The organism is Leclercia sp. UBA7405 (assembly GCF_037152215.1).
Taxonomy (GTDB): Bacteria; Pseudomonadota; Gammaproteobacteria; order Enterobacterales; family Enterobacteriaceae; genus Enterobacter; species Enterobacter pneumoniae.
This window is the reverse complement of the sequence record NZ_JBBCMR010000001.1, coordinates 799,024-820,127: the sequence shown is the minus strand read 5'-3', so window position 1 is coordinate 820,127 and position 21,104 is coordinate 799,024. Positions and strand designations below refer to the sequence as shown.

Annotated in this window: 20 protein-coding genes; 12 read left to right on the top strand and 8 right to left on the bottom strand. The window is 56.9% G+C overall.

Annotated elements, in window-relative coordinates:
- Window positions 1-2: 2 nt before the first annotated feature.
- Window positions 3-836 (bottom strand): iron uptake transporter permease EfeU, encoded by an 834-nt coding sequence (gene efeU, locus WFN75_RS03890; RefSeq protein WP_046886631.1) that lies wholly within the window; start codon window positions 834-836, stop codon window positions 3-5.
- Between the two features lie 251 nt (window positions 837-1,087).
- Here efeU and WFN75_RS03885 point away from each other — a divergent pair, with 251 nt between their 5' ends.
- On the top strand, window positions 1,088-2,272 hold the full coding sequence (locus WFN75_RS03885) for a NupC/NupG family nucleoside CNT transporter (RefSeq protein ID WP_046886632.1): 1,185 nt from the start codon (window positions 1,088-1,090) through the stop codon (window positions 2,270-2,272).
- Window positions 2,273-2,304: 32 nt separating this feature from the next.
- Here the strand turns inward: WFN75_RS03885 and WFN75_RS03880 are convergent, their stop codons facing one another.
- The gene (locus WFN75_RS03880; RefSeq protein ID WP_046886633.1) at window positions 2,305-2,724 is read right to left on the bottom strand and encodes a DUF3574 domain-containing protein; all 420 of its coding nucleotides are present in this window, start codon (window positions 2,722-2,724) and stop codon (window positions 2,305-2,307) included.
- A gap of 103 nt (window positions 2,725-2,827) precedes the next feature.
- Entirely contained in the window at window positions 2,828-4,336 is a 1,509-nt protein-coding gene (gene putP, locus WFN75_RS03875) for a sodium/proline symporter PutP (RefSeq protein WP_207293447.1), read from the bottom strand.
- A 420-nt stretch (window positions 4,337-4,756) separates the two neighbouring features.
- Here putP and putA point away from each other — a divergent pair, with 420 nt between their 5' ends.
- Complete coding sequence (gene putA / locus WFN75_RS03870) at window positions 4,757-8,719, top strand: trifunctional transcriptional regulator/proline dehydrogenase/L-glutamate gamma-semialdehyde dehydrogenase (RefSeq protein ID WP_336995644.1); 3,963 nt, start codon at window positions 4,757-4,759, stop codon at window positions 8,717-8,719.
- A 61-nt stretch (window positions 8,720-8,780) separates the two neighbouring features.
- A complete protein-coding gene (locus WFN75_RS03865; protein WP_233803830.1) occupies window positions 8,781-9,176 on the top strand; it encodes a lysozyme inhibitor LprI family protein in 396 nt (131 codons plus the stop codon).
- Here the strand turns inward: WFN75_RS03865 and rutR are convergent.
- Window positions 9,173-9,811, bottom strand: a complete 639-nt coding sequence (rutR, locus tag WFN75_RS03860; RefSeq protein WP_040076226.1) for an HTH-type transcriptional regulator RutR — start codon at window positions 9,809-9,811, stop codon at window positions 9,173-9,175. The genes WFN75_RS03865 and rutR overlap by 4 nt on opposite strands.
- A gap of 285 nt (window positions 9,812-10,096) precedes the next feature.
- Between rutR and rutA the strand changes: the two genes are divergently transcribed.
- From rutA to rutG, 7 genes are read left to right on the top strand one after another with little or no spacing between them, the layout of a single operon-like run.
- Window positions 10,097-11,188: a pyrimidine utilization protein A gene (rutA, locus tag WFN75_RS03855; protein WP_046886637.1), complete on the top strand. Its 1,092-nt coding sequence runs from the start codon at window positions 10,097-10,099 to the stop codon at window positions 11,186-11,188.
- Complete coding sequence (rutB, locus tag WFN75_RS03850; RefSeq protein ID WP_040076228.1) at window positions 11,188-11,880, top strand: pyrimidine utilization protein B; 693 nt, start codon at window positions 11,188-11,190, stop codon at window positions 11,878-11,880. The genes rutA and rutB overlap by 1 nt, the downstream gene beginning before the upstream one ends.
- An 11-nt stretch (window positions 11,881-11,891) precedes the next feature.
- Window positions 11,892-12,278 carry a pyrimidine utilization protein C gene (rutC, locus tag WFN75_RS03845; protein WP_336995643.1) on the top strand — a complete coding sequence of 129 codons (387 nt, stop codon included), beginning with the start codon at window positions 11,892-11,894 and terminating at the stop codon, window positions 12,276-12,278.
- Window positions 12,279-12,285: 7 nt separating this feature from the next.
- Window positions 12,286-13,086 carry a pyrimidine utilization protein D gene (rutD, locus tag WFN75_RS03840; protein ID WP_207293445.1) on the top strand — a complete coding sequence of 267 codons (801 nt, stop codon included), beginning with the start codon at window positions 12,286-12,288 and terminating at the stop codon, window positions 13,084-13,086.
- A 9-nt stretch (window positions 13,087-13,095) separates the two neighbouring features.
- The gene (locus tag WFN75_RS03835; protein WP_212477595.1) at window positions 13,096-13,686 is read left to right on the top strand and encodes a malonic semialdehyde reductase; all 591 of its coding nucleotides are present in this window, start codon (window positions 13,096-13,098) and stop codon (window positions 13,684-13,686) included.
- 9 nt (window positions 13,687-13,695) lie between these two features.
- A complete protein-coding gene (rutF, locus tag WFN75_RS03830; RefSeq protein WP_040076233.1) occupies window positions 13,696-14,190 on the top strand; it encodes an NADH-dependent FMN reductase RutF in 495 nt (164 codons plus the stop codon).
- A 21-nt stretch (window positions 14,191-14,211) separates the two neighbouring features.
- The gene (rutG, locus tag WFN75_RS03825; protein ID WP_212477593.1) at window positions 14,212-15,540 is read left to right on the top strand and encodes a pyrimidine utilization transport protein G; all 1,329 of its coding nucleotides are present in this window, start codon (window positions 14,212-14,214) and stop codon (window positions 15,538-15,540) included.
- Window positions 15,541-15,584: 44 nt separating this feature from the next.
- Here rutG and WFN75_RS03820 read toward each other — a convergent pair whose 3' ends face one another.
- Together WFN75_RS03820 and WFN75_RS03815 are read right to left on the bottom strand one after the other, a co-directional pair.
- Window positions 15,585-16,490 (bottom strand): DMT family transporter, encoded by a 906-nt coding sequence (locus WFN75_RS03820; RefSeq protein WP_336995642.1) that lies wholly within the window; start codon window positions 16,488-16,490, stop codon window positions 15,585-15,587.
- A gap of 145 nt (window positions 16,491-16,635) precedes the next feature.
- A complete protein-coding gene (locus WFN75_RS03815; RefSeq protein WP_040076236.1) occupies window positions 16,636-16,815 on the bottom strand; it encodes a general stress protein in 180 nt (59 codons plus the stop codon).
- 549 nt (window positions 16,816-17,364) lie between these two features.
- On the opposite strand from WFN75_RS03815, the gene wrbA reads away from it, so the two are divergent.
- Window positions 17,365-17,961 carry an NAD(P)H:quinone oxidoreductase gene (gene wrbA / locus WFN75_RS03810; protein WP_040076237.1) on the top strand — a complete coding sequence of 199 codons (597 nt, stop codon included), beginning with the start codon at window positions 17,365-17,367 and terminating at the stop codon, window positions 17,959-17,961.
- 20 nt (window positions 17,962-17,981) lie between these two features.
- On the top strand, window positions 17,982-18,209 hold the full coding sequence (locus WFN75_RS03805) for a YccJ family protein (protein WP_040076238.1): 228 nt from the start codon (window positions 17,982-17,984) through the stop codon (window positions 18,207-18,209).
- A gap of 33 nt (window positions 18,210-18,242) precedes the next feature.
- On the opposite strand, the gene agp is transcribed toward WFN75_RS03805, so the two are convergent.
- Both agp and WFN75_RS03795 read right to left on the bottom strand, forming a co-directional pair.
- Window positions 18,243-19,484: a bifunctional glucose-1-phosphatase/inositol phosphatase gene (gene agp / locus WFN75_RS03800; protein WP_046886642.1), complete on the bottom strand. Its 1,242-nt coding sequence runs from the start codon at window positions 19,482-19,484 to the stop codon at window positions 18,243-18,245.
- 658 nt (window positions 19,485-20,142) lie between these two features.
- Window positions 20,143-20,799 carry a hypothetical protein gene (locus tag WFN75_RS03795; RefSeq protein WP_336995641.1) on the bottom strand — a complete coding sequence of 219 codons (657 nt, stop codon included), beginning with the start codon at window positions 20,797-20,799 and terminating at the stop codon, window positions 20,143-20,145.
- Between the last annotated feature and the right edge of the window lie 305 nt (window positions 20,800-21,104).

Genomic DNA, 21,104 nt, shown 5'->3' with positions numbered 1-21,104 from the left:
CGTTACAGCGCAGTCCGCGTCGGTTGCGTGCTGGGGCGTGATGGCATGAAAAACAGCACCAGCGCCGGAATAAGATAGATAAAATAGATCGCCACTTCGCTGACGCTCGGCGTCTCCTGATAACCGAAGATGCCTTCGAGGAGCGTTCCCGCCAGTGAGTGGGTAGAGAGGATAGTGCTCAGGTCAAAAGCCACATCCTGGAAGTGATTCCACAGCCCGGCCTCGTGGAAAGCGCGGATAGCGCCCGCTGCCAGCCCGGCGGCCACCAGCAGGATAAACAGGCTGGTCCATTTGAAAAAAGCGCCGAGGTTCAGACGCACGCCGCCCCAGTAGAGAAGAAAACCGAGCACCACGGCGGTCGCCAGCCCCAGTACCGCGCCAAGCGGCGGCCAGATACCTACGTCCTGCTGGAATGCCGCCAGCAGGAAAAAGACCGACTCCAGCCCTTCGCGGGCGACGGCGAAAAAGACCATCATGATCAGCGCCCAGCCGTGATGATTGCCTTTCTGCAGGGCGCTATCAACCGCCTGCTCCAGCTGAACTTTGACGTTACGGGACACTTTACGCATCCAGAACACCATCCAGGTGAGGATCACCACGGCAATTACCGCCACGATGCCTTCGAATAACTCCTGCTCTTTTTGCGGAAACTCGCCGGTGGTTTCGTTGATGGCAATGCCCAGCCCCAGGCAGAGCGCTGCGGCGAGGAAAACCCCAATCCACATCACCCCAATCCAGCGCCCGCGTTGGGTGCGTTTCAGGTAACTGGCGATAAGACTGACAATTAAGGCCGCTTCAAGGCCTTCACGTAACATAATGAGAAATGGAACAAACATGCCGACACCTTAAATGTTTATCGCCGTCAATTGATGCAAAGAAAGGTAAATTCTTGTGATAGTGATTATCATTACGGCATGCAGAAATACAAGCGAAATATGCGACGTTTTAATGACAGGATGTAAACCCCTTGCAGGGTAATCATTACCCTGTTAACTAACGGCTTTATAAGCTCATGAATAAAAGTCCATTTACCCTTAAACGCGGCTGTGGCTAAATGTGCCCCTCGAAAACCTGCTGATTAATAAATATGTCTACTATTTTGCACTTCCTGCTGGCCCTGGTGGTTATCCTGGCGCTGGCGTGGCTGGTTAGTTTCGATCGCCGTAAAATTCGTATCCGCTATATTTTACAGCTCATCGTGATCGAAATAGCGCTGGCGTTCTTTTTCCTGCATGCCGAAAGCGGTCTATTCATTATTAAATATGTTTCGGGCTTCTTTGAAACGCTGCTGAAATATGCCGCCGAGGGCACCAACTTTGTCTTTGGCGGTATGGGTGATAAAGGGCTGGCCTTCATCTTCCTTGGCGTGCTCTGCCCCATCGTCTTTATCTCCGCCCTGATTGGGATATTGCAACACTGGCGCATTCTGCCGATCTTTATTCGCCTGCTTGGTAGCGCGCTGGCAAAAGTGAACGGCATGGGTAAGCTGGAGTCGTTTAACGCGATCAGCTCCCTTACGCTCGGCCAGTCAGAAAACTTCATTGCTTATAAAGGGGTGTTAGGCGATCTCTCCTCCCGTCGTCTGTTCACGATGGCGGCCACGGCCATGTCGACCGTCTCGCTCTCGATCGTGGGTGCCTATATGACGATGCTGGAGGCCAAATATGTGGTGGCGGCGCTGATTCTGAATATGTTCAGCACCTTTATCATTCTGTCGGTCATTAATCCGACGCGCCCGGAAGCTGAGCCGGATATTAAGCTGGAAAAGATGCACGAATCCCAGAGTTTCTTCGAAATGCTCGGAGAGTATATTCTGGCTGGCTTTAAGGTGGCGATGATTATTCTGGCGATGCTGATTGGCTTTATTGCACTGATTAGCGCCGTCAACGCCCTCTTCTCCAGCATCTTTGGTTTAAGCTTCCAGCAGATCCTGGGCTATGTGTTTTATCCTCTGGCCTGGCTGGTGGGCATCCCGCTCAGCGATGCGTTGCACGCAGGTGGCATTATGGCCACCAAGCTGGTGGCGAACGAATTTGTGGCGATGATTGAGCTGCAAAAAATTGCCGCGGAGATGACGCCGCGCGGGCTGGGCATTTTGTCGGTGTTCCTGGTTTCGTTCGCCAACTTTGCCTCTATCGGTATCGTCGCCGGGGCAATTAAAGGGCTGAACGAGCAGCAGGGTAACGTGGTATCACGCTTCGGCCTGCGCCTGGTCTACGGTGCGACGCTGGTGAGCTTGCTCTCGGCGAGCTTTGCCGGCCTGGTGCTGTAAATCTTGACGGCGGGGTATCCCGCCGTTTTTCGTTAAAACTGGACGCACACCGGCTGGTCAATACGCATCACCGACTCCTGGGCGAAGCGTGATTTATAAATCCCCCGCAGTGCCTCAATATTTTTCTCACTCTGCGCGTCTTTACCGTGAATCAGCATCAGCGCCTTGCTCGGCTCCCGCGCCACTTTCCCGTCGTTCCCCAGCCATTGCCCACGTGCATCAAACACCGTTAAGCCATCACGAAAACGTGGGGTAACGTCCTGATCGACAAACTGTTGCCACTCCGCACCGGTAATCTCTGCCCCTGCCGGGCGGTTAAGCCCGAAATAGAGCGTGGTTTGCTGCATCTGGTTATCGGCTTTACATTCCGCTACCGCCGCGTGTTGCGACGGTGCGCTGCAGCCAGCCAGCAGTAAAAGTGCGCCTGCCATTAACCCTGTTTTGAACATCATGGTTGCTATCCTCATTGTTATAAGCCCCGAGATATCAACGTAAAACAGAAAATTTAGCAATAAAAAAGCCGGGCGTACCCGGCTTAGAGAGCGTGCGTCAGGCTTATTCCGCCTGCAGCTTAACCGGCGGTGCCGTGTGGTAATGGGCATCCGCTTCAGCAAAGCGTTTCTGCATGGCCGCAGATGGCGCTTTGCCCAGCAAGCTAAAGATCACAATACCCAGGCTGGCGAAGATAAAGCCCGGGATGATTTCGTACAGGCCCAGCCAGGCGAACTGTTTCCAGACGATAACGGTAACCGCACCGATGATCATCCCCGCCAGCGCGCCGTTACGGGTCATACGCGACCAGAGTACGGAGAAGAGGACTACCGGGCCGAAAGCGGCACCAAAGCCCGCCCAGGCGTAGCTCACCAGACCCAGTACGCGGTTATCCGGATTTGCCGCCAGCGCAATGGCAATAAGCGCCACCACCAGCACCATAAAGCGCCCTACCCATACCAGCTCTTTCTGACTTGCCCCTTTACGCAGGAAAGCCTTATAGAGATCTTCCGTAATGGCGCTGGAGCAGACCAGCAGCTGGCAGCTCAGGGTGGACATCACCGCGGCCAGAATAGCGGACAGTAAAATCCCGGCGATCCATGGGTTAAAGAGGATCTGCGCCAGCTCAATGAATACGCGCTCGGCGTTCTGGTTCACCGCGCCCGCCTGCGCCGGATTGTTATTGAAGTAAGCGATACCGAAGAAGCCTACTGCACAGGCACCCGCCAGGCAGAGAATCATCCAGGTCATGCTGATACGACGCGCATGCACGATGGTGTGGTGAGAATCCGCCGCCATAAAGCGCGCCAGAATGTGTGGCTGACCGAAATAGCCCAGCCCCCAGCCCATCAGGGAGACGATAGCGACGAAGTTAAGCCCTTTCAGCATATCGACGTTTTCAATGCTTTTTTGCTTAATCACTTCCAGCGAATCGCCAAACCCACCCACGGTGATAATCACAATGACCGGCGTCAGGATCAGGGCGAAGATCATCAGGCTCGCCTGCACGGTATCAGTCCAGCTGACGGCCAGGAACCCACCGACAAAGGTATAGAGGATGGTCGCTGCGGCACCGGCCCACAGCGCGGTCTCATAGCTCATACCGAAGGTGCTTTCAAACAGACGCGCACCGGCCACAATGCCGGAAGCGCAATAGATGGTGAAGAACACTAAAATTACCACCGCCGAGATGATGCGCAGCACGCGGCTGTTATCTTCGAAGCGGCCAGTGAAGTAGTCCGGCAGGGTTAGCGCATTGTTGTTGGCTTCGGTATGTACGCGCAGACGGCCCGCCACCAGTTTCCAGTTGATCCAGGCCCCGACGGTCAAACCAATCGCGATCCAGCTTTCTGAAATACCAGAGATGAAGATGGCACCCGGCAGGCCCATCAGCAGCCAGCCGCTCATGTCGGAGGCGCCCGCTGAGAGTGCTGTCACCATCGGCCCTAAACTGCGGCCACCTAAAATATAATCATCAAAGCTATTGGTAGATCGCCAGGCCAGGAAGCCAATAAGGATCATGCCAAAAATATAAACGATGAAGGTCACCAGCATCGGTGTGCTTATTGCCATATAACTACTCCGCAAATGTTCTGCGACAATCATCCGGATTGTCTTGTTATTGCATCATCGGAACGTGATGATGATCTCTATTTCTGTTGGCCGCGCGTATCCTGCCGTAAGCAGTGCTCGCACACAAACGATTTAACACTGCATTTACACCGAATTCATCCCAGAATTTATAGGTCTTTCCTATAGGTTGCACTCGCTCACGCTTTTACGGGTTGCACCTTGTAAAAGTGTTAAGCACCGCATAAAAACGGGCCTTAGCCGCCGCCGGCCACCTCTTTTTTCAGCTAACCAGTCGTTAACAATCCATTCATTTTTCAGCTTGCAAGCCCTGTCACAATTAACACGGTTGCACAAAGTTGCAACATGGTGGATATTTCTCGAAACGTTAGAACATCATTAAAGAACAACAGGAGTTTTGGCATGGGCATGACCACCATGGGGGTTAAGCTGGATGACGCAACCCGCGAACGGATTAAGAGCGCGGCGACCCGCATTGACCGTACGCCGCACTGGTTAATTAAGCAGGCCATTTTTAATTATCTGGAGCGACTGGAGAGCGAAGAGGGGTTACCGGAGCTGCCAGCCCTGCTGAACGGCGCGGCTAACGAGGGCGACGAGACGGCCGACGCAGCGGAAGAGAGCTATCAGCCCTTCCTGGAGTTCGCCGAGCAGATCCTGCCGCAGTCTGTCAGCCGTGCCGCCATCACTGCCGCTTACCGCCGTGCAGAGACCGACGCCGTGCCAATGCTGCTGGAGCAGGCCCGCCTGCCCGAGCCGATCGCGACTCAGGCGCATAACCTGGCATACCAGCTGGCCGAGAAGCTGCGTAACCAGAAAACCGCCAGCGGCCGTGCCGGCATGGTGCAGAGCCTGCTGCAGGAGTTCTCCCTCTCCTCTCAGGAGGGTGTCGCCCTGATGTGCCTGGCCGAAGCGCTGCTGCGTATTCCGGACAAAGCCACCCGCGATGCCCTGATCCGCGACAAAATCAGCAACGGCAACTGGCAGTCACACATTGGCCGCAGCCCGTCGCTGTTTGTTAATGCCGCCACCTGGGGACTGCTGTTTACCGGTCGCCTGGTCTCTACCCACAACGAAGCCAGCCTCTCCCGCTCCCTTAACCGTATTATCGGTAAAAGCGGCGAACCGCTGATCCGCAAAGGCGTGGATATGGCGATGCGCCTGATGGGCGAGCAGTTTGTGACCGGCGAAACCATCGCCGAAGCGCTGGCGAACGCCCGCAAGCTGGAAGACAAAGGCTTCCGCTACTCCTACGATATGCTGGGCGAAGCGGCCCTGACCGCCGCCGATGCGCAGGCCTATATGGTCTCTTATCAGCAGGCGATCCACGCCATCGGTAAAGCCTCCAACGGGCGCGGCATTTATGAAGGCCCGGGTATCTCCATTAAGCTTTCGGCGCTGCACCCGCGCTACAGCCGCGCGCAGTACGACCGCGTAATGGAAGAGCTCTATCCCCGTCTGAAATCCCTGACCCTGCTGGCGCGGCAGTATGACATTGGCATTAACATCGACGCCGAAGAGGCCGATCGTCTGGAGATCTCATTAGATTTGCTGGAAAAACTGTGCTTTGAGCCAGAGCTGGCGGGCTGGAACGGGATCGGCTTTGTTATTCAGGCCTATCAGAAACGCTGTCCGTTCGTTATTGATTACCTGATTGACCTGGCCTCGCGCAGCCGTCGCCGCCTGATGATCCGTCTGGTGAAAGGTGCCTACTGGGATAGCGAAATCAAACGCGCCCAGATGGAAGGGCTGGAAGGCTACCCGGTCTATACCCGCAAGGTGTATACCGATGTCTCTTACCTTGCCTGTGCGAAAAAATTGCTTGGCGTGCCCAATCTGATCTACCCGCAGTTTGCAACCCACAACGCGCACACGCTGGCGGCGATTTATCAGCTGGCGGGGCAGAACTACTACCCGGGTCAGTATGAGTTCCAGTGTCTGCACGGTATGGGTGAGCCTCTGTACGAGCAGGTTACCGGTAAAGTGGCGGAAGGGAAACTCAACCGTCCATGCCGCATTTATGCTCCGGTCGGCACCCACGAAACGCTGCTGGCGTATCTGGTTCGTCGTCTGCTGGAAAACGGTGCTAATACCTCCTTCGTTAACCGTATCGCCGATACCACCCTGCCGCTGGATGAGCTGGTGGCCGATCCGGTACAGGCGGTAGAGAAAATGGCCGCGCAGGAAGGTCAGGTTGGCCTGCCGCATCCGAAAATTGCCCTGCCGCGCGATCTGTACGGCGAAGGTCGCGTCAACTCCGCGGGTCTGGACCTGGCGAACGAACACCGTCTGGCCTCCCTCTCCTCTTCCCTGCTGAACAGCGCCCTGCATAAATGGCAGGCCAAACCGATCCTCGAACAGCCGGTGGCTGACGGTGATATGCAGCCGGTGCTCAACCCGGCAGAGCCAAAAGATATTGTTGGCTATGTGCGTGAAGCCACCGAAGAGGAAGTTAACCAGGCGCTGGATAGCGCAGTGAATAACGCCCCGATCTGGTTCGCCACCCCGCCGCAGGAACGTGCCGCCATTCTGGAGCGCGCCGCGGTGCTGATGGAAGACCAGATGCAGCAACTGATTGGCATCCTGGTGCGCGAAGCGGGCAAGAGCTTCAGTAATGCTATCGCCGAAGTGCGTGAGGCGGTCGATTTCCTGCACTACTATGCAGGCCAGGTGCGCGATGATTTCGATAACGAAACGCATCGTCCTCTGGGGCCGGTCGTCTGTATCAGCCCGTGGAACTTCCCGCTGGCGATCTTCGCCGGCCAGATTGCCGCCGCGCTGGCCGCAGGCAATAGCGTCCTGGCAAAACCGGCTGAGCAAACCCCGCTGATTGCGGCCCAGGGCATCTCTATTCTGCTGGAAGCGGGCGTACCGCCGGGCGTGGTGCAGCTGTTGCCAGGACGCGGTGAAACCGTCGGTGCTCAGCTCACCGCCGACACCCGGGTGCGCGGCGTGATGTTTACCGGCTCCACTGAAGTGGCCTCGATGCTGCAACGCAACATTGCTACCCGTCTTGACGCACAGGGCCGCCCAACGCCGCTGATTGCGGAAACCGGCGGCATGAACGCCATGATTGTCGACTCTTCTGCCCTGACCGAACAGGTGGTGGTAGACGTGCTCTCCTCCGCCTTCGACAGCGCGGGTCAGCGCTGCTCCGCCCTGCGTGTTCTCTGCCTGCAGGACGACATTGCCGACCATACGCTGAAAATGTTGCGTGGTGCGATGGCCGAGTGCCGCATGGGCAACCCGGGTCGTCTCACCACCGATATCGGGCCGGTCATCGATGCCGAAGCGAAAGCCAACATTGAAAATCACATTCAGGCGATGCGTGCTAAAGGCCGCCCGGTCTACCAGGCCGTCCGTGAAAATAGTGACGACGCTCGTGAGTGGAAAACCGGTACCTTCGTGGCACCGACCCTGATTGAGCTCGCCAGCTTCGATGAGCTGAAAAAAGAGGTCTTCGGCCCGGTGCTGCACGTGGTGCGCTACAGCCGTAATAACCTTGCCGCGCTGATTGAACAGATCAACGCCTCCGGCTACGGTCTGACTCTCGGCGTGCATACCCGTATCGACGAAACCATCGCGCAGGTGACGGGCAGCGCCAAAGTGGGCAACCTGTACGTCAACCGCAACATGGTCGGTGCCGTGGTCGGCGTGCAGCCGTTTGGTGGTGAAGGCCTGTCGGGTACCGGTCCGAAAGCCGGTGGTCCAATGTACCTTTATCGTCTGCTGGCGAACCGCCCGGAGAACGCACTGGGTGTAACCCTGGCGCGTCAGGATGCGCAGTACGCGGTGGACACCCAGGTGAAAACCGTCCTTACCCGTCCGCTGGAGGCGCTGGCAGCCTGGGCAGAGAAACGCCCGGAACTGCATGCCCTGTGCCTGCAATATGGCGAGCTGGCGCAGGCCGGTACGCAGCGTCTGCTTCCGGGCCCAACCGGCGAGCGCAACACCTGGACGCTGATGCCGCGTGAGCGTGTGCTCTGTGTGGCGGAAAACGAGCAGGATGCCCTGGTCCAGCTGGCCGGTGCGCTGGCAACGGGTTGTGAAGTGCTGTGGCCAGAAGATGGCCTGCACCGCGACCTGGCTAAACAGCTGCCTAAGGCGGTCAACGAGCGGATCCACTTTGCAAAACAAGAGGAGCTGGCCCGCCAGCCGTTCGATGCGGTGATTTACCACGGCGACTCTGACCAGCTGCGGGAACTGTGCGAAGAGGTTGCGGCCCGCGAGGGGGCGATTGTTTCAGTGCAGGGCTTCGCCCGCGGTGAAACGAATCTGCTGCTGGAGCGTCTGTACGTTGAGCGTTCGCTCAGCGTCAACACCGCCGCAGCCGGGGGCAACGCAAGCCTGATGACAATCGGTTAACGCTATGCTAATAAAAGCTCCGGTAACGGAGCTTTTTTCGTTTTAGGCCCTGGGAGAAAACATGAAATCTTTACTGATCGCCGGCATCGCGTTGCTGTTAAGCGCCAGTGCGCTGGCGGATGAGTGCGCAAACGCGACGACGCAACTGGATCTGAATATCTGCACGGCAAAACAGTATCAGGAAGCGGATAGTAAGTTGAACCAGACATACCAGGCAGCAATGAAGCGTGCGGCTGGCGCGCAGCAAGGGTTGCTGAAAAACGCCCAACTGGCGTGGATTAAATTGCGCGACGCTGACTGCGCCTTTATCGGCTCAGGCACCGAGGGCGGCTCCGTACAGCCCATGATCATCAATCAGTGCCTTACCGAGAAGACCAGCGAGCGCGAAGCCATGCTCGCCAGCCTGATGCAGTGTGAAGAGGGCGATTTGAGCTGCCCGCTTCCCCCGGCCAACTAACGCACGCGGATCCCTTCGATAATCATCCGCTGCACGTTTTCGGCGGTGCGCTGGAAGAACGCCTCATCCTGTAAGGTCTTGCCCGTCACCGCCTCTACCTGCGCCGAGAAGTCAGCATAGTGCTGGGTCGCGGCCCAGATCATAAAGATCAGATGGTGCGGATCCACCGCCGCCAGTTTGCCGCTGGCCACCCAGCCCGCAATAATCGCCGATTTTTCATCCACCAGCGCTTTCACGCCCCCGGTCAGCTCTTCTTTTAGCAGCGGAGCGCCCTGCAACATCTCCAGACAGAAAAGCCGGGAGGCCTGTGGGTAGTCACGCGACACTTCCAGTTTCAGGCGAATGTACTCCGAGATGGCCACCAGCGGAGTGAACTCCTCGCGAAACGCCTTCAGCGGTGCCAGCCAGACGTCAAGAATTTGGCGTAATACCGCCACGTACAGCACCTCTTTAGACGGGTAGTAATAGAGCAGATTCGTTTTCGACACCCCGGCCAGCTCAGCGACCTGTTCGAGGCGAGTACCGTGGATGCCAAACTGGGAAAAGGTCTCAAGCGCCGCCGCCAGGATCGCCGCTTTCTTTGCGCTCACCGCCTGCGACCGCTTACCGGTGCCCTTCACTGCGCCTTGTGCCATGTGCTCACTCCTTTTTCTTTGCCAACAGCATAGCAAAACCCCTGACATGACACGATATTCTGCACCGCGATCGCGCATGACTGCCTGATTTATGTGCAGACTTTTTGACCGTTTAGTCCACTTTTCAAATGCCTTTTTTATCAACTTACTTTTAACACACTAATAACATTAACCTTTTCAAAACTGGCATCGCCTTTGCAAAACAGGAGTACGCGGCTGAAGAGGAGATGCAGGATGCAGCGCCACGTCTGACTTTCACCCCACACAGAGTAAGAGAGGTTTGTGATGAAAATTGGCGTATTTGTCCCTATCGGCAACAACGGCTGGCTGATCTCCACCCATGCCCCCCAGTACCTGCCGACCTTTGAGCTGAACAAAGCGATTGTGCAAAAAGCAGAGCACTACCATTTTGATTTTGCCCTCTCGATGATCAAGCTGCGCGGTTTTGGCGGTAAAACCGAGTTCTGGGATCACAACATGGACTCCTTCACGCTGATGGCGGGCCTTGCGGCGGTGACCACCCGCATCCAGATTTACGCGACCGCCGCGACCCTGACGCTGCCGCCGGCCATTGTGGCGCGGATGGCCTCAACCATCGACTCTATCTCCGGTGGACGCTTTGGCGTGAATCTGGTCACCGGCTGGCAGAAGCCCGAATATGAGCAGATGGGGCTCTGGCCGGGCGACGAGTACTTCTCAAAACGTTACGACTACCTGACCGAATATGTCACCGTCCTGCGCGACCTGTGGGGCACGGGGAAAAGCGATTTCAAGGGCGACTACTTCACCATGAACGACTGTCGCGTCAGCCCGCAGCCGCAGGTGCCAATGAAGGTGATCTGCGCCGGACAGAGCGATGCGGGCATGGCCTTCTCCGCCGAGCATGCGGACGTTAACTTCTGCTTCGGCAAAGGGGTCAATACCCCGAGTGCCTTCGCGCCGACGGCCGCTCGCATGCAGCAGGCGGCGGAGAAAACCGGGCGCCACGTGGGTTCTTACGTCCTGTTTATGGTGATTGCTGACGAAACCGACGAGGCTGCACGGGCGAAGTGGGAACACTATAAAGCAGGGGCAGACGAAGAGGCCCTGAGCTGGCTCACCGAGCAGAGCCAGAAAGACACCCGCTCCGGCACCGACACCAACGTGCGCCAGATGGCCGACCCCACCTCAGCGGTGAATATCAATATGGGCACGCTGGTTGGCTCTTACGCCAGCGTAGCGAAAATGCTGGATGAAGTCGCCAGCGTACCGGGTGCCGAAGGGGTGTTGCTTACCTTTGACGATTTCCTGATGGGCATCGAGGCCTTCGGGGAACGCATTCAGCCCCTGATGCAGTGTCGGGCGAATATCCCGGCTACCACCCGGGAGGTCGCGTAATGACAACCTTACCTGCACGCCCGGAGGCGATTACCTTTGCGCCGCAGCAGAGTGCCCTGATTGTGGTGGATATGCAGAACGCCTATGCCACCCCGGGAGGCTATCTCGATCTGGCCGGATTTGACGTCTCCACCACCCGGCCTGTGATTGAGAACATTCATACCGCCGTCACCGCCGCACGAGAAGCGGGGATGCTGATCATCTGGTTCCAGAACGGCTGGGATGAGCAGTACGTCGAGGCGGGAGGCCCCGGCTCCCCCAACTACCACAAATCGAACGCCCTGAAAACCATGCGCAAACGGCCTGAACTGCAGGGCAAGCTGCTGGCAAAAGGGAGCTGGGATTACCAGCTCGTGGATGAGCTGGTGCCTCAGCCCGGCGATATCGTGTTGCCAAAACCGCGCTATAGCGGCTTTTTCAACACCCCGCTGGACAGCATCCTGCGAAGCCGGGGCATTCGTCATCTGGTCTTTACCGGAATCGCGACCAACGTCTGCGTGGAGTCGACCCTTCGCGACGGCTTTTTCCTCGAATATTTCGGCGTTGTGCTGGAGGACGCGACCCACCAGGCGGGCCCTGCATTTGCGCAAGAGGCCGCGCTGTTCAATATCGAAACCTTTTTTGGCTGGGTCAGCGATGTCGAAAGCTTCTGCCATGCCCTTTCACCCGCCACACTTGCCCGTATCGCCTGAGGAGTCACGCCATGCCTAAATCCATCATTATCCCGCCAGGCACCAGCACCCCCATCGCCCCGTTTGTGCCGGGCACCCTTGCCGATGGCGTGGTCTATGTCTCCGGTACCCTGCCGTTTGATAAGCAGAATAACGTGGTCTATCCCGACGACCCAAAGGGGCAAACCCGCCACGTGCTCGAGACCATCAAAAGCGTTATCGAGACGGCGGGTGGCACCCTGGAGGATGTGACCTTCAACAGCATCTTTATCACCGACTGGAAAAACTACGCCGCGATTAACGAAATTTACGCGGAGTTTTTCCCCGGCGATAAGCCGGCGCGATTCTGCATTCAGTGCGGACTGGTGAAGCCGGAAGCGCTGGTTGAGATCGCCTCTGTTGCGCATATCGCTAAGTGAGGGACTGATGAAACTCTCCGTCTCACCGCCGCCCTGGGCGGGCGCGCCAGTCGTGGTATTGATTTCGGGGCTCGGGGGCAGCGCCAGCTACTGGCTTCCTCAGCTCGCCGCGCTGGAGCAGGAGTATCAGGTGGTCTGCTACGACCAGCGCGGCACGGGTAGCAATACCGCGACGCTGCCCGAGGATTACTCCCTGGCACAGATGGCCCGGGAACTTCACGAGGCGCTTTTAACAGCGGGCATCTCACGCTATGCCGTGGTGGGTCATGCGCTGGGCGCCCTGGTGGGGCTGCAACTGGCCATCGACTCGCCTGAGGCCGTGAGCGCGCTGGTCTGCATCAACGGGTGGCTGACGCTTAATCCACACACCCGACGCTGCTTCCAGATTCGCGAGCGGCTCCTGCATGCGGGCGGTGCTCAGGCGTGGGTCGAGGCCCAGCCGCTGTTTCTCTACCCGGCAGACTGGATGGCCGCCCGTGCGCCACGTATGGAGGCGGAAGAGGCGCTGGCGCTGGCCCACTTCCAGGGCAAAACCAATCTGCTGCGCAGGCTCGCCGCCCTCAAGTCAGCCGATTTTAGCCATCAGGCTGCGCGCGTGGCCTGCCCGGTGCAGGTGATCTGTTCCGCCGACGATCTGCTGGTGCCGACGGTCTGCTCCACAGCGCTGCATGCGGCCCTGCCCCGCAGCACAAAGGTGGTGATGCGCCATGGCGGCCACGCCTGCAATGTCACCGAACCCGAGTCCTTTAACACCCTGCTGCTGAACGGGCTGGCCAGCCTGCTACACAGACCCGAACCCGTTTTTTAAGGAGTCGAAATGAGCGAAGCACTCAACCCCACCGCAATCAATACGCTGTTTACCCAGGCGCGCACGCACAACGGCTGGCTGCCCCAGCCGGTGAGTGACGAGACCCTGCGCGAGATCTATGCGCTGCTGAAATGGGGGCCCACCTCCGCTAACTGTTCTCCGGCGCGCTTCGTGTTTATCCGTACGCCGGAGGGCAAAGAGAAGCTGCGCCCCGCGCTCTCCAGCGGCAACCTGGAAAAGACGCTTACCGCTCCGGTGACGGCCATCGTCGCCTGGGACAGCACGTTCTATGATCGCCTCCCTGCGCTGTTTCCGCACGGCGATGCGCGAAGCTGGTTTACCTCAAGCCCGGCGCTGGCCGAGGAGACGGCGTTCCGTAATAGCGCCATGCAGGCGGCCTATCTCATTTTCGCCTGCCGGGCGCTGGGGCTGGATACCGGGCCGATGTCCGGCTTCGACCGAGAGAAGGTGGACGCCGCCTTTTTCACCGGCACCCCTCTCAAGAGCAATCTGCTCGTTAACATCGGCTATGGCGATGCCAGCAAAGTGTATGCCCGCCTGCCGCGCCTCACCTTTGAAGACGCCTGCGGGCTGGCGTAAGGAGCCATCATGACCCTTCCTGATAAACAGACCTTTCGCGACGCCATGGCCTGCATGGGGGCGGCGGTGAATATCATCACCACGGACGGTCCTGCCGGACAGGCGGGCTTTACCGCCAGTGCGGTGTGTAGCGTCACTGACGAGCCGCCGACCCTGCTGGTGTGCCTGAACCGGGGGGCCTCGGTGTGGCCCACGTTTAGCGAAAACCGCACCCTGTGCGTGAATACCCTGAGCGCCGGACAAGAACCGCTCTCTAATCTGTTTGGCGGCAAAACGCCGATGGTGGAGCGTTTCGCCGCCGCCCGCTGGCAGAGGGGGGAGACCGGCTGCCCGCGGCTGGAAGAGGCGCTGGTGTCGTTCGATTGCCACATTAGCCAGGTGGTGAGCGTGGGCACCCACGACATTCTGTTTTGTAGCATCGTGGCTATTACGTGCCACCCCGCGCCGCAGGGGCTGGTGTGGTTTGATCGCGGCTATCACGCACTTATGCGACCAGCCTGTTAACCCTCCTGAAGGAGTTTGCCCATGGCAATGTTCGGTTTTCCCCACTGGCAGTTGAAATCGACCTCTACGGGTAGCGGCGTGGTCGCGCCGGATGAACGACTCTCGTATCCTCAGACCGCCGTGATGGGGGTGCAGCACGCGGTGGCGATGTTTGGTGCCACGGTGCTGATGCCCATCCTGATGGGGCTGGATCCGAACTTATCGATCCTGATGTCAGGCGTCGGCACCCTGCTGTTCTTCCTGATAACCGGGGGGCGGGTGCCAAGCTATCTCGGCTCCAGCGCGGCCTTTGTGGGGGTAGTGATTGCTGCCACCGGCTTTAGCGGCCAGGGGGTAAACCCCAATCTCAGCGTGGCGCTGGGGGGAATTATCGCCTGCGGGGCAGTCTATACCCTGATTGGGCTGATCGTGATGAAAAGCGGTACCCGCTGGATAGAGCGGCTCATGCCGCCGGTGGTCACGGGGGCGGTGGTGATGGCCATTGGCCTTAACCTGGCGCCGATTGCGGTGAAAGGGGTCTCTGGCTCGGCATTTGATAGCTGGATGGCGGTGATGACGGTGCTGTGCATTGGCCTGGTCGCGGTCTTCACCCGCGGCATGGTGCAACGGCTTTTGATTCTGGTGGGATTGATCATCGCCTGCCTGCTCTATGCGCTGGTCACTAACGTGCTCGGGCTGGGGAAACCGGTGGATTTTACGCTGGTACACAACGCCGCCTGGTTTGGTGTGCCGCAGCTCACCTCCCCCACGTTTAGCGGCCAGGCTATGATGCTGATTGCCCCGGTGGCAGTGATCCTGGTGGCGGAAAACCTGGGCCACCTGAAGGCGGTGGCGGGGATGACCGGGCGCAATATGGACCCGTACATGGGCCGCGCCTTTGTCGGTGACGGACTGGCGACCCTGCTTTCAGGCTCGGTGGGCGGCAGCGGCGTGACCACCTATGCCGAGAACATTGGCGTGATGGCGGTGACCAAAGTCTACTCTACGCTGGTGTTTGTGGCCGCGGCGGTAATTGCCCTGCTGCTGGGCTTCTCGCCGAAGTTTGGCGCGCTGATCCACACCATTCCTGCTCCGGTGATTGGCGGCGCCTCGATCGTGGTGTTTGGCCTGATTGCCGTGGCGGGAGCGCGCATCTGGGTGCAAAACCATGTCGATCTGAGTCAGAACGGGAATCTGATCATGGTGGCGGTGACGCTGGTACTGGGGGCGGGAGATTTTGCCCTGTCGCTGGGTGGCTTTACTCTGGGCGGCATTGGCACCGCGACCTTCGGCGCAATTCTGTTGAATGCGCTGTTAAGCCGACGGGCGGCAGCCGTCCCCCAGGGGGAGGTTGTCGGGCAGGACAGTTAATAGCCAATGCCCCTCCGATGAGGGGCATTTCTGTTCACCACGATTTAGTCTGAGGTTAGCTCACTGGCCACTTTACGCTTCTTTTTTAACTTCAGTTCGCTCACCAGCACACCCACGACAATAAAGACGCCGCCAAGCAGGGCCAGGACAGGCAGTCGTTCGCCGGCGATGCGGCCAAAAATACCGGCCCAGACCGGTTCGCCGGTGTAGATGACGGTCGCACGCGTCGGGGAGACACTTTTCTGCGCCCAGTTCATGGTGACCTGAATAATGGCGCTAAAAATGCCCAGACCGAGCGCAACAACAATCAGCCCCGGCGACAGCGCTGGAACGGCTTCGCCGGCAGGAACCATCGCGCCAAATGCCACCAGCGAGGCGGTAGCGAGCTGCACCACGGTGACACGTTTTACATCGACCTGTCCCGCCCACGCGCTGATAAGAATGATCTCCGCCGCAATGGCAATCGCGCCTACCAGGGTAATGATCTCACCCGGTCCTAATGCCAGCAGATTATCGCCCGGCCCGGCCAGCAGTATCAGGCCTATAAAGGCCAGCACGATGCCCACACAGGACATGATTCCCGGTATTCTGCCGAGGCATAACCATTGCAATAGTGGCACCAGCGGAACGTACATCGCCGTGATAAAGGCCGATTTACTGCTGGAGATGCTTTGTAAACCCCAGGTTTGCAGGCTGTAACCCATGGCGATCGCCACGCCGATCGCCACGCCGGCTTTGAGCTCTTTAAGCGTAAGCCCGCGCAAAGATTTCAGTGAGATTAACGCCACCGCAATCGCCGCCGTGGCGAAGCGCAGGCCGACAAAGAAAAAGGGATCGCTCAGAGTCACCGCATACTGGACGGCCAGAAACGTGCCACCCCAGAACATAGTGATGAGAATTAATAGCGCTTCTTGCGGTTTAACGGAGAAAGCATAACGAGAGGCAGACATGTAACACCAAAGACAAGAATCAATCCGCTAGTGTGCGATGTCGGTGATAACAGTTCAATGTTGCGGAGATAAAAAAAACCGCCGGGCTATCCGGCGGTGGGAGCAACGTTACGGATTACGCTATCCGTATCGTAGACTTTAGTCACTACTTGCTATTGTTACCGCTGCCGTGACTGTTTTTGCCCCCTTTTTTGCCAGCTTCTGACGCACGCTGAGGGTCATTTTTGAAATTACCCCCGCTCTGCTGGCCACCTTTACGGCCTGCTGCTGATGCTCTTTCACGATCTTCTGCGAAATTACCTGACCCACCACGATGGTTAGCCATGTTCTACCTCCAGAGTTCGACATATTAGACATCATACTGCATTCAGTAAAAGAGGATTCTTTCACCTGGCGACACTTACTCAGCGAGTTTATCTGCGCCGCGTGAAACTAAGCTTAGTGGACATAGGGCATCCGGCCAGTGAATCGTAATATTCAGCAACAGGAAATCAGCCTTTCGTATGAAAATTCTTGCCGCTTACACATAAGCACCTCTTATCGTTCCGAAAATTCGATACGGCAAATATGTTTCATATTGCAACAATGCGCCTCATCTCTTTCGCCACAATGATCTTCGGGCTGCAACGACTGAGTGAGGCGCGGCGCGCCAGCAGACCCTAACGCCGGTTATCGTCAAACCAGCGCTGCCGCACGGTGCAATGGAGTTCGATTTGTGGCCAGAGCGAATCTTAAGCGACGCTCACCTGCCCCGCAAAAGCAGCAGTGCTCAGATCAAACAACCCGCGCAATAATTTGCACTCCTGCCAGCACGTCATATCTTTAAGGTACTGCAGCGCTCGGCTGCGCGACGATAATTGAGGAGTGAAGCAAGATGGCGAAAATTCTGGTGCTCTATTATTCGATGTACGGACACGTAGAAACGATGGCGCAGGCAGTGGCGGAAGGCGCCAGAAGAATTGGGGGCGTTGAGGTAACCATTAAACGTGTACCTGAAACCATGCCCGCAGAGGTGTTTGCCAACGCAGGGGGTAAAACACAGGATACCCCGGTCGCCACCCCGCAGGAGCTGGCGGACTACGATGCGATTATCATTGGCACCCCAACGCGCTTCGGCAATATGGCCGGACAGATGCGCACTTTCCTCGATCAGACCGGGGGGCTGTGGGCCAACGGCGCGCTGCGCGGCAAAATTGCCAGCGTGTTTAGCTCAACCGGCACCGGTGGCGGCCAGGAACAGACAATTACCTCTACATGGACTACCCTTGCACATCATGGGATGGTGATTGTACCTATTGGCTACGGCTCACCGGAACTGTTTGATATTTCTCAGGTACGTGGTGGTACCCCCTACGGCGCCACGACCATTGCCGGGGGAGATGGCTCCCGCCAGCCCAGCGAGGCGGAGCTGAATATTGCCCGCTATCAGGGTGAACATGTTGCCGGCTTAGCCGTCAAACTGAAAGGTTAACCGTAAACAGGAGGACGAATATGCCAACTCAAGAAGCAAAAGCGCATCGCGTGGGCGAATGGGCGAGTTTACGTAATACATCGCCAGAAATCGCAGAGGCTATCTTTGAAGTCGCAAACTACGATGAGAAGCTGGCGGAGAAAATATGGGAAGAAGGCAGCGATGAAGTACTGGTGCGCGCCTTTGAGAAGACGGATAAAGACTCGCTGTTCTGGGGCGAGCAAACCATAGAACGGCAAAACGTCTGACAACTACCCCCCGCCAGCGCGGGGGGGACTTTTTTACTTCGCCGCGTCGTTTAATACCGCATTGAATTTGTCGATCTGACAAAAACCATTTGCATCAATTGGGCAGCCCGTCAGCTCCAGCGTCACGCGCTGAGCCGGGGATTTCAGCGTCAGGACATCCGCGTTTCGCAGCTGTTCCGCACTCTGATAAACATACTCAATCTTCATCAGATCCCGGTTACCGTTTTTATCGTGCCAGCGCTGGAAGACGATCTTGCCGCCAATTGGCGTACGCTCGTACTGATCGTGTAGCTGATAAGGCTTAAAGTCGAGCGCCGTCAGCAGCGAAGCGATATTGGAATCATGCCCGACCAGTACCGTGATTTTCGGCGCCTTCGCCTGGTCGGTGACCAGCGCGTTATCGATATATTTCACCAGCGGTTTAGCCACGTTACGTGCCACCTCTGGCGAGGTGAACAGCGAATCCTGATAGCCATTTTTCAGCTTCGACAGCAGCCGCCACTGCTGGTCGGTTTTGATTTCGCCCCACGCCACCTGATCCATCGGGAAGCCTTCGTAATACTGCAGCGTAAAGGCATCCACCAGCGAGTTCCCCACCTTCAACGGGCCCGAAACGCCCGGCTCTTTTTGGTAGTCTGCACTGAAGGTGTCTTTCGCCTCGCTCAAATCACACACCTGCTTCTCCTTACAGGAGGGGGAGTCGGCATAGTGGGTCATCTGCTCCAGCAGTTTGTAACTCTCACCAAGCTGCATTTTTTGCCGCTCGGCCTCCATCGCCTTAAGGGCTTTTTCTTTAAACGCTGGAGAGTTATCGGTAATCACCGGGTTAAAGGTCGGATCCATGGTGCCCATCTGTTCCTGATGATGGACAGGCACGTCGCAGCCCGGGAAGGCGCCGGTGATAAAGAACTGCGCGGTAGCGACCGTGCGTTGTAGGCTGTTGGCGTAGGCATAGACGTTACTGGCCGGCGGACACTCCCCAGCCTTAACCATCCCCTCGTCGGCGAGCCATTCCCGCATGTAATGGCCCATATACACTTCCAGGACGCCGCCCTTGGTGGTGAGCTGCCCGCCCGGTACATCCCACTCCGGCCACTGGCTGGGCGTGGATTGTTCGAGTACGCTGCCGTTATTGGCCAGCGGAGCGCGCAGGTTATGGCGGCTCATAATTAAAACCTGCTGAAGCTGATACCCTTCCGGCGCGGTTTGCGCCTGTACCCCAGAACTGAGTGCGACGCTGCTTGCCACGGCGATCGCCAGGAGTGCTCTTTTCATCCCTTCTTCCTCTTTTTTTTACGCATCGCCTTGAGTGTGACAGGTTTATGACAGATTGCGCGGATGCGGGTCGCAAAGTGAAACGTTCGACGGTTCACGCCACGAAACGGCTTTTACGCGGTCACCCGAGTTACAACCCCGGCTTGCATCTTCATTAACGAAGGCAATATAGCGCAGACTGTGAAGAAACCGCGCCGCAGAGGTGGGATAATCTGGGCTTAGTATTCGTTAGCATGAGGCTATGATGGCGAAGTTTGAGATCATTCGCATGGGCGACGAGAGAGGCATCGGCAGTATCGTTCAGCGGAGGGGACTCTTTGGCAGAAAATCCACCTGGACGGTGAAGCCATCCCGGGACGCCAGATGTAAAGATGACTGGTTTCTTGATGAGTGGATATGCAGAGAGGACACCCGGGCGGTCTACCGGGACGATACGCCCCTCGACGCGTTTTATACGGCTCAGTACGCGTTGCAATGCGGTAAGGCGTGAGCACACTCCTCACTTTTTATGAAGGAGAGAGATAGTCGGTTTCGCTTTGTGACGGCCGTTAAATATCCCCCTTTCGCGGCATAAAGAGGGGGAGTCGAGCCTGGCTGCTATTTTTGTTTTGCCATCATGCCGTAAAAACACAGCATGACGACTCGTGATAGCGATTAATTATGTGCGCGTTATCGATGCTTCTCTGTTATCGGGACGGTTTCGAGCCGGATGTGCTAAGGCTAATTTATCAATCCGCATGTAATAACATGCCGTCATAAATAGCGCGACCATAAAGGGTATTTCATACAGCTCTTCAATAATATCCTGATGTTCAGGGCTATCAACGAAAAGGAAGGCGAGCACTCTTTTATGCTCAACCGTATCGGAGATGAGGAAAGAGATGAGCGCCAGGGAAAAGATAGCCACCGGGAAAGGAATATCTCTGATTTTGCGTGCTATTTCTGCCCTGAGAGCCCTGGAAAAAAGCGCAACGATCAGCGGTGCAATCCAGAGCACGGAGATGATACGGAAATAGAGATGTGGCACATCCGGGAAATATTCACGCCCCCAGCTAATGCTTCTCCCCAGCAGAACAAACCACCAGTATGCAGACCAGATCCAGAATAGCCGGGTGGGCTTACTGAGGGAGAGTGGCAACATCGCGGCCAGTGTGAATACGCCGCAAAAGAGTAACCAGAGTGCCTGATAATTTTCTATCTGACCCACCATAGAGGCATCAAATAAGGATAAGGGAGAGAACCGTACCGCCATAAACAGTAACGGCAGCATTAAGGTGAACCAGAACGCAGGACTAAGGTTTTTGGATATTTTCATAATGTTATAACTTTGACAAAAAATTAGGGTAACTTATGAAAATGGCCATCTTTTGTTAATAGATGCTATAAAATTAGCACATTTGTGCGGTTTAGCGATCATTGCTGCCAACCTGTGACAATATATAAACAAACAGACAAAATTCACCCAACCGGCAATGTCCTGTCGCCACAAAATTATGGCATCCCACACCCGCTATTTTCAGCAGCATCCTTAGCGTGCGTAACGCTATAGGCTGGTTATGAGATTGTATTGTTCATGTTTTTTTAATTCCCCCCAGGCGCATCTATTCAGCTCCGCTATAA